This window comes from Citrobacter sp. Ca225 (assembly GCF_030337175.1).
GTDB classification, from domain to species: Bacteria; Pseudomonadota; Gammaproteobacteria; order Enterobacterales; family Enterobacteriaceae; genus Citrobacter_A; species Citrobacter_A amalonaticus.
This window is the reverse complement of record NZ_JAOWCD010000018.1, coordinates 1-13757: the sequence shown is the minus strand read 5'-3', so window position 1 is coordinate 13757 and position 13757 is coordinate 1. Positions and strand designations below refer to the sequence as shown.

The 13757-nt window shown below is 52.7% G+C and carries 13 protein-coding genes and 2 tRNA genes; 6 read left to right on the top strand and 9 right to left on the bottom strand.

Annotated features, from left to right (window positions below):
* Nucleotides 1–36 precede the first annotated feature (36 nt).
* Entirely contained in the window at nt 37–615 is a 579-nt protein-coding gene (gene lpcA, locus OGW13_RS00600) for a D-sedoheptulose 7-phosphate isomerase (RefSeq protein WP_044265105.1), read from the bottom strand.
* Between the two features lie 239 nt (nt 616–854).
* Between lpcA and fadE the strand changes: the two genes are divergently transcribed.
* Both fadE and OGW13_RS00590 read left to right on the top strand, forming a co-directional pair.
* Entirely contained in the window at nt 855–3299 is a 2445-nt protein-coding gene (gene fadE / locus OGW13_RS00595) for an acyl-CoA dehydrogenase FadE (RefSeq protein WP_109739894.1), read from the top strand.
* Between the two features lie 109 nt (nt 3300–3408).
* Complete coding sequence (locus OGW13_RS00590) at nt 3409–4179, top strand: amidohydrolase (RefSeq protein WP_044258802.1); 771 nt, start codon at nt 3409–3411, stop codon at nt 4177–4179.
* 62 nt (nt 4180–4241) lie between these two features.
* On the opposite strand, the gene OGW13_RS00585 is transcribed toward OGW13_RS00590, so the two are convergent.
* Both OGW13_RS00585 and dnaQ read right to left on the bottom strand, forming a co-directional pair.
* A tRNA-Asp gene (locus OGW13_RS00585) sits at nt 4242–4318 on the bottom strand.
* Between the two features lie 133 nt (nt 4319–4451).
* Nucleotides 4452–5180, bottom strand: coding sequence for a DNA polymerase III subunit epsilon (gene dnaQ / locus OGW13_RS00580; protein ID WP_109739893.1), 729 nt, complete (start codon nt 5178–5180; stop codon nt 4452–4454).
* Nucleotides 5181–5244: 64 nt separating this feature from the next.
* Between dnaQ and rnhA the strand changes: the two genes are divergently transcribed.
* Nucleotides 5245–5712 carry a ribonuclease HI gene (gene rnhA, locus OGW13_RS00575; protein WP_042997834.1) on the top strand — a complete coding sequence of 156 codons (468 nt, stop codon included), beginning with the start codon at nt 5245–5247 and terminating at the stop codon, nt 5710–5712.
* Here the strand turns inward: rnhA and OGW13_RS00570 are convergent.
* Entirely contained in the window at nt 5709–6431 is a 723-nt protein-coding gene (locus OGW13_RS00570) for a class I SAM-dependent methyltransferase (protein WP_044265108.1), read from the bottom strand. The genes rnhA and OGW13_RS00570 overlap by 4 nt on opposite strands.
* 37 nt (nt 6432–6468) lie before the next feature.
* Here OGW13_RS00570 and gloB point away from each other — a divergent pair, with 37 nt between their 5' ends.
* Together gloB and mltD are read left to right on the top strand one after the other, a co-directional pair.
* Nucleotides 6469–7224 carry a hydroxyacylglutathione hydrolase gene (gene gloB / locus OGW13_RS00565; protein ID WP_044265109.1) on the top strand — a complete coding sequence of 252 codons (756 nt, stop codon included), beginning with the start codon at nt 6469–6471 and terminating at the stop codon, nt 7222–7224.
* A 71-nt stretch (nt 7225–7295) separates the two neighbouring features.
* A complete protein-coding gene (mltD, locus tag OGW13_RS00560) occupies nt 7296–8663 on the top strand; it encodes a murein transglycosylase D (RefSeq protein ID WP_042997837.1) in 1368 nt (455 codons plus the stop codon).
* 48 nt (nt 8664–8711) lie between these two features.
* Here the strand turns inward: mltD and OGW13_RS00555 are convergent, their stop codons facing one another.
* The 3 genes from OGW13_RS00555 to OGW13_RS00545 all read right to left on the bottom strand — a co-directional run bounded on the left by OGW13_RS00555 (nt 8712) and on the right by OGW13_RS00545 (nt 11670).
* Complete coding sequence (locus OGW13_RS00555; protein WP_042997838.1) at nt 8712–9482, bottom strand: class I SAM-dependent methyltransferase; 771 nt, start codon at nt 9480–9482, stop codon at nt 8712–8714.
* A 77-nt stretch (nt 9483–9559) separates the two neighbouring features.
* Nucleotides 9560–10360, bottom strand: a complete 801-nt coding sequence (locus OGW13_RS00550) for an endonuclease/exonuclease/phosphatase family protein (RefSeq protein ID WP_042997839.1) — start codon at nt 10358–10360, stop codon at nt 9560–9562.
* A 131-nt stretch (nt 10361–10491) separates the two neighbouring features.
* Nucleotides 10492–11670: an MFS transporter gene (locus OGW13_RS00545; RefSeq protein WP_109739892.1), complete on the bottom strand. Its 1179-nt coding sequence runs from the start codon at nt 11668–11670 to the stop codon at nt 10492–10494.
* 104 nt (nt 11671–11774) lie between these two features.
* Here OGW13_RS00545 and yafC point away from each other — a divergent pair, with 104 nt between their 5' ends.
* Nucleotides 11775–12689 (top strand): DNA-binding transcriptional regulator YafC, encoded by a 915-nt coding sequence (gene yafC, locus OGW13_RS00540; protein ID WP_044258795.1) that lies wholly within the window; start codon nt 11775–11777, stop codon nt 12687–12689.
* Between the two features lie 21 nt (nt 12690–12710).
* Here the strand turns inward: yafC and dkgB are convergent, their stop codons facing one another.
* Nucleotides 12711–13514 carry a 2,5-didehydrogluconate reductase DkgB gene (gene dkgB, locus OGW13_RS00535; RefSeq protein ID WP_287115461.1) on the bottom strand — a complete coding sequence of 268 codons (804 nt, stop codon included), beginning with the start codon at nt 13512–13514 and terminating at the stop codon, nt 12711–12713.
* Between the two features lie 164 nt (nt 13515–13678).
* A tRNA-Asp gene (locus OGW13_RS00530) sits at nt 13679–13755 on the bottom strand.
* Nucleotides 13756–13757: the final 2 nt, after the last annotated feature.

Sequence of the window (13757 nt, the reverse complement as noted above, 5' to 3'; positions counted from 1 at the left end):
CCACAACTGCGGGGGCGCAAAACCCCCGGCGAAGACTTACTTAACCATCTCTTTTTCGATCAACTGAATCAGGATATGAATCACTTTAATATGAATTTCCTGAATACGGTCAGCATAGCCGAAATGCGGAACGCGGATTTCGATATCGGCAGTACCGGCCATTTTGCCGCCGTCTTTACCGGTCAGGGTGATGACCTTCATTCCCTTCTCGCGTGCCGCGGCGACGGCTTTGATCACGTTACCCGAATTGCCGGAGGTTGAGATGCCTAACAGCACATCGCCTTCGCGCCCTACCGCTTCCACATAACGGGAAAAGACGTAGTCGTAACCGAAATCATTGCTGACGCAGGAGATGTGGCTAACGTCGGAAATCGCAATGGCCGGATAGCCCGGACGGTTTTCGCGATAACGCCCGGTCAGTTCTTCGGCAAAGTGCATGGCGTCACAATGAGAGCCGCCGTTACCGCAGGACAGTACCTTACCTCCTGCTTTAAAACTGTCTGCCAGCAGGACCGCCGCGCGCTGAATGGCGTGAATATTGGCATCATCTTTTAAAAAATTCGCCAGCGTTTCCGCCGCTTCGTTCAGTTCGTTACGAATAAGATCCTGGTACATGAGGATATCCTTCAGCATGAATGTAAATGACAGGATGCAGTGTACCGGATAGCACTGGCAGCGAGAAGCATAAGCCACATCAATGGCGACGGCTTTTGATTTTTCGTGCCGCAGAAATCGGCAACAATGTGAGCTTTGTTGTAATTATTTTGTAAACACATTGCTAAAAGAATTCACATCCACTACAACCATATCATCACAAGTGGTCAGACCTCCTACAAGCAAGGGAGCTTTTCGTTATGATGATTTTGAGTATTCTCGCTACGATTGTTCTGCTCGGCGCGCTGTTTTATCACCGCGTGAGCCTGTTCCTCAGCAGCCTGATTCTGCTCGCATGGACGGCCGCGCTTGGCGTGGCCGGACTGTGGAATATCTGGCTGCTGGTTCCGCTGGCCATTCTCCTCGTCCCGTTCAATGTGACGCCGATGCGTAAATCGATGATCTCCGCGCCGGTGTTCCGTGGCTTCCGTAAGGTGATGCCGCCGATGTCACGTACGGAGAAAGAAGCGATTGATGCCGGTACCACCTGGTGGGAAGGCGATCTGTTTCAGGGCAATCCGGACTGGAAAAAACTGCACAACTATCCGCAGCCGCGTCTGACCGCCGAAGAGCAGGCGTTCATCGACGGCCCGGTGGAAGAAGCGTGCCGCATGGCGAACGACTTCCAGATCACCCACGAGCTGGCCGATCTCCCGCCGGAACTGTGGGCGTTTTTGAAAGAACATCGCTTCTTCGCGATGATCATTAAGAAAGAGTACGGCGGGCTGGAATTCTCCGCTTACGCCCAGTCTCGCGTGCTGCAAAAACTTTCTGGCGTCTCCGGGATCCTGGCGATTACCGTGGGCGTGCCGAACTCCTTAGGCCCAGGCGAGCTGCTGCAACATTACGGTACACAAGAGCAGAAAGACCATTACCTGCCTCGTCTGGCGCGTGGTCAGGAGATCCCTTGCTTTGCGCTGACCAGCCCGGAAGCGGGTTCTGATGCGGGCGCCATTCCGGATACCGGTATTGTTTGTATGGGCGAATGGCAAGGCCAGCAGGTGCTGGGGATGCGTTTGACCTGGAACAAGCGTTATATCACCCTCGCGCCTATCGCCACCGTCCTGGGACTGGCATTTAAACTTTCTGACCCGGATAAGCTGCTGGGCGGCGAAGAAGAACTGGGGATCACCTGCGCGTTAATCCCAACCTCGACGTCGGGCGTGGAAATTGGTCGTCGTCACTTCCCGCTGAACGTCCCGTTCCAGAACGGTCCGACTCGCGGTAACGATGTATTTGTTCCGATCGATTACATCATCGGCGGCCCGAAAATGGCCGGTCAGGGCTGGCGTATGCTGGTGGAATGTCTGTCGGTGGGCCGCGGGATTACCCTGCCGTCTAACTCGACCGGCGGCGTAAAATCCGTTGCGATGGCTACCGGTGCTTATGCCCACATTCGTCGTCAGTTCAAAATCTCTATCGGTAAAATGGAAGGGATTGAAGAACCGCTGGCACGCATTGCCGGTAACGCCTACGTGATGGATGCCGCTGCGTCCCTCATCACCTACGGCATTATGCTCGGTGAGAAACCGGCAGTGCTGTCGGCAATCGTCAAGTATCACTGTACTCATCGTGGTCAGCAGTCAATTATTGACGCGATGGATATCACCGGTGGCAAGGGCATTATGCTGGGCGAAGGTAATTTCCTGGCGCGGGCCTATCAGGGCGCGCCGATCGCCATCACCGTGGAAGGTGCGAACATTCTGACCCGTAGCATGATGATCTTCGGTCAGGGGGCAATTCGCTGCCATCCGTATGTCCTCGAAGAGATGGCGGCCGCACAGAATAACGATGTGAATGCGTTCGACAAACTCCTGTTTAAACATATCGGCCACGTCGGCAGCAACAAAGTGCGCAGCTTCTGGTTGGGTCTGACGCGTGGTTTAACCAGCCAAACGCCCACCCGCGATGCGACGAAGCGTTATTATCAGCATCTTAACCGCCTGAGCGCGAACCTGGCGCTACTCTCTGACGTGTCGATGGCTGTGCTGGGCGGAAGTCTCAAACGCCGCGAGCGCATATCTGCTCGTCTGGGAGATGTACTGAGCCAGCTGTATCTGGCCTCTGCGGTTCTGAAACGTTACGACGACGAAGGCCGTCATGAAGCGGACCTGCCGCTGGTTCACTGGGGTGTGCAGGATGCACTGTATAAAGCGGAACAGGCAATCGACGATCTGCTGCAGAACTTCCCGAACCGCCTGGTGGCTGGCCTGCTGAACGTGGTGATCTTCCCGACCGGTCGTCACTACCAGGCCCCTTCCGATAAGCTGGATCATAAAGTCGCGAAGATATTGCAGGTACCGAGCGCCACCCGTGACCGTATCGGCCGTGGACAGTATCTGACGCCGAGCGAGCATAACCCGGTGGGATTACTGGAAGAAGCGCTGCTGGATGTGATGGCCGCCGACCCTATTCATCAGCGTATTTGCAAAGAGATTGGCAAAAACCTGCCGTTCACCCGTCTGGATGAACTGGCGCAAAATGCGCTGGCCAAAGGGCTCATTGATAAAGACGAAGCAGCGATTCTGGTCAAAGCGGAAGAAAGCCGACTGCGCAGCATCAATGTGGACGATTTTGAACCCGAGGAGCTGGCGACAAAGCCGGTAAAGCTGCCAGAGAAAGTGCGTAAAGTCGAAGCCGCGTAACGCTTACGCATGACCTTTTAGCCTCGCTTCGGCGGGGCTTTTTATCATCCGCGTTTCCTGAAATCACGTGCTACAGTGTCAGAATGCTGTTCAACAAGGAGACCCTACCGTGCCTGGTTTGAAAATTACGCTGCTGCAACAACCGCTGGTCTGGATGGATGGACCCGCCAATTTGCGTCACTTTGACCTTTTACTGGAACCGGTAACGGGGCGCGATCTCATCGTCTTACCCGAAATGTTCACCACAGGGTTTGCGATGGAGGCTGCCAGAGAAGCGCCCACTCAGGAGGAGGTGATTTCATGGATGCAAAAACAGGCGCAGCGAACGAACGCTCTGATTGCCGGTAGCGCCGCGCTTCAGACAGAACGTGGCGCGGTGAACCGTTTTTTACTGGTCGAGCCAGAAGGTAACGTGCACTTTTATGATAAACGCCACCTGTTTCGAATGGCTGACGAACATCATCATTACCAGCCAGGCAACCGCCGCGTGATCGTGGAATGGCGCGGGTGGCGCATTCTCCCGCAGGTCTGTTATGACCTGCGGTTTCCGGTATGGTCACGCAATTTGAATGATTATGATCTGGCGCTGTATGTCGCCAACTGGCCGGCGCCTCGTTCTCAGCACTGGCAGACGTTGCTGGCGGCGCGCGCGATTGAAAATCAGGTCTGGGTGGCTGGATGTAACCGCGTCGGCACCGACGGCAACGGGCATCACTATCGTGGCGACAGTCGGGTTATCAGCCCGCAAGGAGAAATCATTGCGACAGCGGAAGCCCATCAGGCTACTCGCATTGACGCGGAACTTTCTTTGAGTGCGCTGAAAGCGTATCGGGAGACGTTTCCGGCCTGGCAGGATGCCGACCCGTTTATTCTGCGCTGATTTTTTGACGAGATAAAAACGACGAAAGCCTGAATCATTACTGACTCAGGCTTTCTGAATAGTGGCGGAACGGACGGGACTCGAACCCGCGACCCCCTGCGTGACAGGCAGGTATTCTAACCAACTGAACTACCGCTCCGCGATGTGTTCCACTTGGGAACGAAGCGCATATTACGGATTGCCAGACACCTCGTCAACGCTTTTTCTCACGTTTTTAATCGTTTGCTCTAAAAATCACCCGAGCGGCGGTTTTTACCCCATTTGCCGACTTTCTACGCCCGCCAGAGGCAACTTCCCCCTTTCTTTTCCACCAGGTCGAGGCGCGATTCATGGGCCGCCACTTCCTCATCGGTGGCGAAAACGACGCGTAGCCTGCTGGCCTGACGTACAAGCCGCAGGATCCCCGTATTGCCCTGCTGCTGGGTTTCCCCTTCCATCGAAAACGCCATCGTCGTCTGACCGCCGGTCATCATCAGATAAACATCAGCCAGAATCTGGGCATCGAGCAATGCGCCGTGCAGCGTACGCTTGCTGTTGTCTATCTCATAACGCGAGCACAATGCATCCAGGCTATTACGCTTGCCTGGGAACATCTTCCTCGCCAGCGCCAGGCTATCGGTGACTTTACAGAAGGTATTGGTTTTCGGGATATCGCGGTTAAGCTTGCTGAACTCGTAATCCATAAAGCCGATATCAAACGACGCGTTATGAATGACCAGTTCCGCCCCGCGGATATAATCGAGAAATTCATCCGCCACTTCGGCAAATGTCGGCTTGTCCAGCAGGAACTCATCCGCAATACCGTGGACACCGAACGCTTCCGGATCCACCAGCCGATCAGGCTTCAGATAGACATGGAAGTTATTCCCCGTCAGACGGCGGTTCACCACCTCTACAGCACCGATCTCAATGATCTTGTGCCCTTCGTAGTGCGCGCCGATCTGGTTCATACCGGTGGTTTCGGTATCGAGGACGATCTGTCGCGTAATTGCAGTGCTCATAGCGGTCATTTATGTCAGACTTGTCGTTTTACGGTTCGATTCAATTACAGGAAGTCTACCAGAGATGCTTAAACAGGTAGAAATTTTCACCGACGGTTCGTGCCTGGGCAATCCAGGTCCGGGCGGTTACGGGGCAATTTTACGCTATCGCGGGCGCGAAAAAACCTTTAATGAGGGCTATATCCTCACGACCAATAATCGCATGGAGCTGATGGCGGCGATCGTCGCCCTGGAAGCCCTGAAAGAACATTGTGAAGTCATTTTGAGCACTGACAGTCAGTATGTGCGCCAGGGGATCACCCAATGGATTCATAACTGGAAAAAACGCGGCTGGAAAACTGCCGACAAAAAACCGGTAAAAAATGTCGATCTCTGGAAGCGTCTTGATGCCGCCCTCGGGCAGCATCAGATCAAATGGGAGTGGGTAAAAGGCCATGCCGGTCATCCAGAAAACGAGCGTTGCGATGAGCTTGCCCGTGCCGCCGCCATGAATCCTACTCAGGAGGACGTTGGTTATCAGCCCGAAGCTTAAACGTCCGGCTTGCGATATTGCCGGGTCGCGCCAACGGCTTGCGGTATGCGCGCTTTCGCCTTGTTCTGTTTCATCGGATTGAGCGTAAGCGGAATCGTTCGCTTACGCGCCACAATCATCTGCATACAGCCCAGCGCAGGAAGGTGTGCACTCAACATCTTTCCTCCTTGCTTTTTCCACGGCAGGACGTGAAAACGGCTATAGTGCAGCACTTCAAAATTCAGCAGCGACAGCCAGTCCAGTTGGCGCATCAGCGTAAACATACGACTATTATAAGGCGACGATTTACGCAGCACCGGCACCAGCTTGCGCAGCCCCATCAGGCTCACCGGGTTGAATCCGCTCAGTACCAGCCAGCCATCATCAATGAGTACCCGATCGGCTTCACGTAACAAGCGGTGGGGATCGGCGCACCAGGGTAGCGTGTGCGCCAGCAGACAGACATCGACCGATTTATCGGCAAAAGGGAGATGAAGCGGATCGGCCTGAACCTGAACCGGCGAGCCTTTGGCAGAAACGTTAACCTGATGCGAAACCGCACAGGCTTCCGAGTTGATTTCTGCACTTAAATTGCCCACCTTAAGCAGGTGAAAACCATACATTTTTGCAAACCACGGGTTAAGCTGTTTTTCCAGCGCCTCACGATAGTACTCTCCCCAGGGCAAATCGCTCCAGCGATCGGGTGCTACGACTGTTTGAGGGTTCCTTGCCGGTTTCATCACAACCATCCGTTATGCATAGACAGAGAGGTAATTTATGAATCTTAACAGTATTCCGGCGTTTCAGGACAATTACATCTGGGTTCTGAGTAATGATGAAGGACGTTGTCTGATCGTGGACCCGGGCGACGCCGCGCCGGTGTTAAAAGCGATTGCCGAAAACCAGTGGCAGCCAGAGGTTATTCTACTCACTCATCATCATCAGGACCATGTGGGTGGCGTGAAAGAACTGGTACAGAACTTTCCTAAACTAGTGGTTTACGGACCAGCAGAGACACAAGATAAGGGGGTCACTCATATAGTCGAAGATGGCGATTCCGCCCTCATTTTGGGGCATGAATTTAGTATATTTGCTACACCCGGTCACACTTTAGGACATATCTGTTACTTTAGCCACCCTTATCTTTTCTGCGGAGATACGCTGTTTTCGGGTGGTTGTGGACGCCTGTTCGAAGGCACAGCGAGTCAGATGTATCAATCACTTAAAAAAATATCCGCACTTCCAGACGATACACTTATTTGTTGCGCCCATGAGTATACTTTAGCAAATATGAAGTTTTCTCTGAGCATCCTGCCGCACGATTCGTTCATAAATGATTATTATCGTAAAGTTAATGAGTTACGGGTAAAAAAACAAATGACACTCCCCGTTATTCTGAAAAATGAGCGGCAAAATAATATTTTTTTGAGAACAGAAGATATTGATTTAATTAATGAAATTAACAAAGAAACAATATTGCAACACCCTGAAGAGCGATTTGCCTGGTTAAGGTCAAAGAAAGACAGCTTCTGATAATTGCAGGTTGCCTTTTCAAAACTTCGCCGTTATGATCGGTCGTCTTTTAAGCAACTATTGACACACACATGAAGGCAAAAGCGATCTTACTCGCCTCTGTCCTGCTCGTGGGTTGCCAGTCGTCTCAAAACGCCGGTAATGTCCAACAGCACGCACAGAGCCTTTCTGCAGCTGGTCAAGGGGAAGCAGGAAAGTTTACGAGTCAGGCTCGATGGATGGACGATGGGACGTCCCTCGCGCCGGATCAAGACTTGTGGGCTTTCATTGGCGACGAGCTAAAGATGGGAATTCCGGAAAACGACCGGATTCGCGAACAAAAACAGAAGTATTTACGCAATAAGAGCTATCTCCACGATGTAACTTTACGGGCAGAGCCGTATATGTACTGGATAGCCGGGCAAGTTAAGAAACGTAACATGCCAATGGAACTGGTACTACTACCCATAGTGGAGAGCGCTTTTGATCCTCATGCGACGTCTGGCGCCAATGCCGCAGGCATCTGGCAGATCATTCCGAGCACGGGGCGCAATTATGGTTTAAAACAGACCCGCAGTTATGACGCGCGTCGCGATGTGGTGGCTTCCACAACCGCAGCGCTCGACATGATGCAACGTCTGAACAAAATGTTTGACGGCGACTGGCTGCTGACCGTTGCGGCTTATAATAGCGGTGAAGGTCGGGTCATGAAGGCGATTAAAACGAACAAAGCGCGTGGGAAATCCACCGACTTCTGGTCGTTGCCGTTGCCTCAGGAAACGAAGCTGTACGTGCCAAAAATGCTGGCCCTGAGTGATATTCTCAAGAACAGCAAACGTTATGGCGTACGTCTGCCAACCACAGACGAAAGTCGTGCACTGGCGCGTGTTCGTTTAAGCAGTCCGGTTGAAATGGCGCAGGTTGCCGATATGGCGGGGATTCCCGTCAGCAAGCTGAAGACCTTTAATGCTGGTGTGAAAGGCTCCACGCTGGGCGCAAGCGGTCCGCAATACGTAATGGTACCAAAGAAGCATGCAGAGAAACTGCGTGAATCTCTGGCCTCTGGCGAAATTGCTGCCGTACAGTCCACTCTGGTGGCTGATAACACCCCGCTGAACAGTCGTAGTTACACCGTTCGCTCTGGCGATACGCTTTCAGGCATTGCTTCACGTCTCGGCGTGAGCACGAAGGATCTGCAGCAGTGGAATAAGCTGCGTGGTTCAACGCTGAAAGTGGGCCAAAGTCTGACGGTGGGTGCCGGTAACAGTGCACAGCAACTGGCTAAAAACAGCGACAGCATTACCTATCGTGTACGTAAGGGCGATTCGCTTTCGAGCATTGCTAAACGTCACGGCGTTAACATCAAAGATGTCATGCGCTGGAACAACGATACGGACAATCTGAAGCCCGGCGATCAACTGACGTTGTTTGTGAAAAACAACAACACGCCAGACTCCTGATAGCTCACAATATTAAAAGGCACCGATTTCCCCCGGTGCCTTTTTTCTTTATGCCGCTTTGTGCGCTTCGGCCATGATGGTATCGCTGGTAAACGATCCCTCGTCCTGTAAAGCGAAGTAAGCTTTCACCTCCGCAGAGGCGCTTACCTGATACAGACGAATCGCATCTACCAGTTCAGCGGGCGTGCGCATTCTCGTCACCCATGAACTAAACTCCAGCGGCAAACGGTCGGTTATCAACGAATCAACAATCAGGTTTGCATCATTCATCAGCGCCAGCCATTCGCCGCTGGAATAGTTGCGAACGTGCGAGGTGTCGCGCAATGCCTCCACCGTCTGTAACCAGATATCGCGGACCGGATGCCCTGGGGACATGACATCCATAATAATCAGGACTCCGCCCGGTTTTAATACCCGATTAACTTCGCGCAGCGCTCTGCCCACATCATGCCAGTGATGCGCGGAATAACGACTGATAACAACGTCAAAGGCAGCATCTTCAAACGGCAGGCTTTCGGCATAGCCCTGCTTTGTGGTGATGTTGGCTAATCCCTTCTCTTTTGCCGCCTGCGCCACAACGTCAAGCATCTGCGAAGATAAATCGTAAGCCACCACTTGTTTCACATTCTGCGCGGCGATAAAGCTTGCATGCCCGGCGCCACAGCCCATATCCAGTACGCTGGCATGAGGGAACGCAGACAGGCGCTCAGCCAGACGCTGCAAGTCGCGACCGGTTGCATGCACGGCACTGGTTAAATAGGCATTCGCCTGGGAGCCAAACTGCTTTTCGACGTTATCGTGGTGGGAGTGTGTTGTCATTATGCTGTCCTTTGGTTGTTTGCAAGATAAAGGGCAGCACCACTACAGGTCTGCCCCAACGGCAGACCTGACACACCTTACTGCACAGGTTTGCCGGGACTGAATTCAACGAGTAGCGGATTGTGATCGGATGCGCGTGTGACCAGTACTGAAGCCTCACTGACGTTCAGACCACGATAAAAGACAAAATCCAGGGGGCGACCAAACGCGCGACGGCGCTGATCGTCAGTAAAACGAACCTGTCGCAACGACATTTCGCGCGCGAAGCGATACAGCGCATTCATGCGGCGTCGACTCCAGGCATTAAAATCTCCGGCCATAATCACCGGGCCACTGTGATGCGCAATCTGGTCACCGATTGGAAGTAACTGCTTACTATACACATCGACCCCCAGACTAAAGTTAACCGCATGGATATTAACGACCATCAACAGTCGCGTATCGGGCAACGGATAGACGGTAACCAGCGCCGATTTTGCCAGGCGCAGGATAGGCTCTCGCTCACGAAGTGGGCAACAGTATACGGGATGCGCGGATGAGAGCGTCATCACCCCTGACGGATGCTGTGGCAGAACAAATGCCGGCACCTGATCGGCCGCCAGGTAATTCGCCGTCGCAAACTTCACCAGCTCCGGCGTCGTTTGCGCTTCCTGTAACAACACCAGGTGCGCATCTTTGCCAAAATTCTTCAGCACCGAAAGCCATTCCGCTCGCTGCTGCTTAAAGATATTCCACACCAGGATACGGATCCGATCTTCACTGCTTAACGGCGCCCCGGCGGGTAATGCCTGGCCGATGCTCGAAAATGACCCGGGCGGCAAAATCCGCTCAGCGGGTTGTCCGGCAACATAGCGCATGGCATAGGTGTTTTTTCGCACTTTTGACTTTCAAACCTCTGTAACGTCAACCAGCCCGGTGCCGGACTGGTTCTTCTGTTATAGGGATTTTAGCTCACACTTTCAACGACCAATTGCAGATTGTTTTGTAAGCACACACATACTTCAAGTACTTAACCCAGCACGGCTACGCGTGCGGGTTTATCCAGTCGACCACTAATCCCCATCAACAGGAAGGCTCCCAACACAATCAATGCCCCAATCCACGGTGTTTGCGCCAGGCCGAAGTGCTCCACCGTCTGTCCGCCGACAACAGAACCGATCGCAATCCCGATGTTAAAAGCCGCGATGTTGAGGCCGGATGCCACATCTACCGCATTCGGCGTAAATTGTTCGGCTTTTTGCACCACATAGACCTGCAAACCCGGTACATTGCCGAAAGCAAAGATCCCCATCACCAGTACCGTTGCCAGCGCGGCGTACTGCATAGTGGCGGTAAACTGAAAGACGAGCAACAGTACAAACAGTGCGGCGAAAATAAACTTCAGCGCAGGCACCGCCCCATGTTTATCCGCCAGTTTTCCGCCCCAGATGTTACCTACCGCGACGGATACGCCATAGCCTAATAAGATCCAACTCACTGCGGCAGGCGAGAACCCCGCCAGATCCTGCATCATCGGCGCCAGAAAGGTAAATGCGGTAAAGACGCCGCCGTAGCCCAATGCCGTGATCGCATAGATGATCAACAAGCGTGGATGCGTTAAGACACTCAACGGGTCACGCAGCGTCGCCGCGGCGCGTCCCGGAATGTTCGCCGGAATGAGCCACTGACTGCTGATCAGCGCAATCACGCCCAACACAGAAACGGCCAGAAAGGTTTCGCGCCAGCCAAAATACTGACCGATGAACGTCCCCAGAGGAACCCCGGTCACCAGAGCAACCGTCAGACCACCAAACATGATGGCAATGGCAGAAGCCGCTTTTTCTTTTGCTACCAGACTGGTGGCAATGGTGGAGCCAATCGAGAAGAACACGCCATGAGCCAGACCGGTCAGTAAACGGGCCGCAATCAGCGTCATATAGCCAGGAGCCTGCCATGCCATCAGGTTGCCCGCCGTGAACAGGACCATCAGCGCAACCAGCAACGGCTTACGCGGCAGACGTCCAGTCAATGCCGTCAGTACTGGCGCGCCAATCGCCACGCCGAGAGCATAGATGGAAACCAACATCCCCGCTGAAGGCAGAGAAATGGCCAGCTGTTCGGCAATTGTCGGCACCAGGCCTACAATCACAAATTCGGTTGTGCCAATAGCAAAGGCACTTATTGTCAGCGCAAATAACGCGAGAGGCATAAATCGCTCCATATCATCAGTATTCGGATGACACGCAGTATGCCGGGATGGTTTAATAACAAAAATATCCAAAATCTCAATACAATTTTGCTTCGGGTGCAAAAATGAAAGCAACTTCAGAAGAACTCGCCATTTTTGTTTCAGTGGTAGAAAGCGGAAGTTTCAGCCGGGCGGCAGAACAGTTAGGTCAGGCAAACTCAGCGGTTAGCCGGGCAGTTAAAAAGCTGGAAATGAAGCTTGGCGTGAGTTTACTCAACCGCACAACCCGGCAGCTCAGCCTGACAGAAGAAGGTGAACGCTATTTTCGCCGCGTCCAGTCTTTGTTGCAGGAGATGGCGGCGGCAGAAACGGAAATCATGGAGACACGCAGCACTCCACGCGGGGTGCTCCGTATCGATGCCGCCACGCCGGTGATGCTGCATTTTCTGATGCCGTTGATAAAGCCTTTCCGCGAACGTTACCCGGAAATTACGCTTTCTCTTGTTTCCTCTGAAACCTTTATCAATTTGATCGAGAGAAAAGTGGATATTGCAATCCGTGCAGGCACATTGACGGATTCCAGTCTCCGCGCCCGACCGCTCTTTAACAGCTATCGGAAGATTATTGCCTCGCCGGATTATCTTGAACGATACGGGAAGCCGGAAACAGTGGAAGAGCTAAAAGCACACCTGTGCCTGGGCTTCACCGAACCCGTATCCCTCAACACCTGGCCTATCGCTTGTAGCGATGGGCAACTTCACGAGATTGTCTGTGGAATTTCGTCAAACAGCGGCGAAACGCTTAAACAACTCTGCCTCAGCGGAAACGGCATTGCCTGCCTGTCGGACTACATGATTGATCGGGAAATTGCGCGAGGTGAACTGGTGGAGCTGATGGCCGATAAACGCCTGCCGGTAGAGATGCCGTTCAGCGCCGTCTATTACAGCGATCGTGCCGTGAGTACGCGTATTCGGGCATTTATCGATTTTCTGAGTGAATATATAAGAACAGCTCCCGGAGGAGCTGTTAAAGAGGGTTAAAGGCATTCTGGGGTTAACGCATTAATCCCACTGCGGTGCCAGTCCTTCCGGGCTTACCAGGCGATTGTTGCAATCCAGAGCAGCGATCGCTTTTTTATCTTCGGTATCTAACGTTAGATCCAGCGCCAACAGGTTGCTTGCCAGGTTTTCTCGCTTAGTGGAAGAAGGAATGACCGAGTAACCTTCATCCATCGCCCATGCCAGGATCACCCGAGCTGCAGTGGCGTTGTGTTTCGCCGCGATGCGGGTAATCACTTCATCTTTCAGAGCCTTACCATATGCAAGCGTCATGTAAGACGTGATGTGAATACCGTGTGCTTTCGCCCAGTCAACCACTTTGCCGTTTTGCAGGTAAGGAGACAGTTCAATCTGGTTAGTCGCGATATTTTCAGCACCGACCGCTGCAATGGCTTTTTCCATCAGCGGGATAGTGAAGTTAGAGATACCGATTTCACGCGTCAGTCCCTGCTTTTTCGCTTCCAGCAGCGCCTGCATGAATTCCTCAACCGATACAGCATCATTTGGTGATGGCCAGTGGATCAGCGTCAGATCAACATAATCAGTACGCAGTTTTTTCAGGCTCTCTTTCAGGCTAGGGATCAGCTTGTCTTTGCTCAGATTCTCAATCCAGATCTTGGTCGTAATGTACAACTCATTGCGCGGAACGCCGCTCTCTGCAATTGCCTGGCCAACTGCGGCTTCATTATCATAGATTTGTGCAGTATCGACAGCACGGTAACCGAGCTCCAGAGCCGTTTTTACGGATGCAATAACAACATCGTCCTTAAGACGGAAGGTACCTAAACCGAATGCCGGGATAGTCATAATAATTCCTCTTTGATTCATCATGTTCGTTAACTGAGAGGATTATGATGTTTTGCGTTTTGTGGAAAAAGAGCGAAAAATGCAGAGGATTTTTGCGTTTTTAGCAACAATTAGATTTAAGGCAAAGAAAAAGCCCTGAGTGTTAACTCAGGGCTCTTAATAAGTGGCGGAACGGACGGGACTCGAACCCGCGACCCCCTGCGTGACAGGCAGGTATTCTAACCAACTGAACTACCGCTCCAC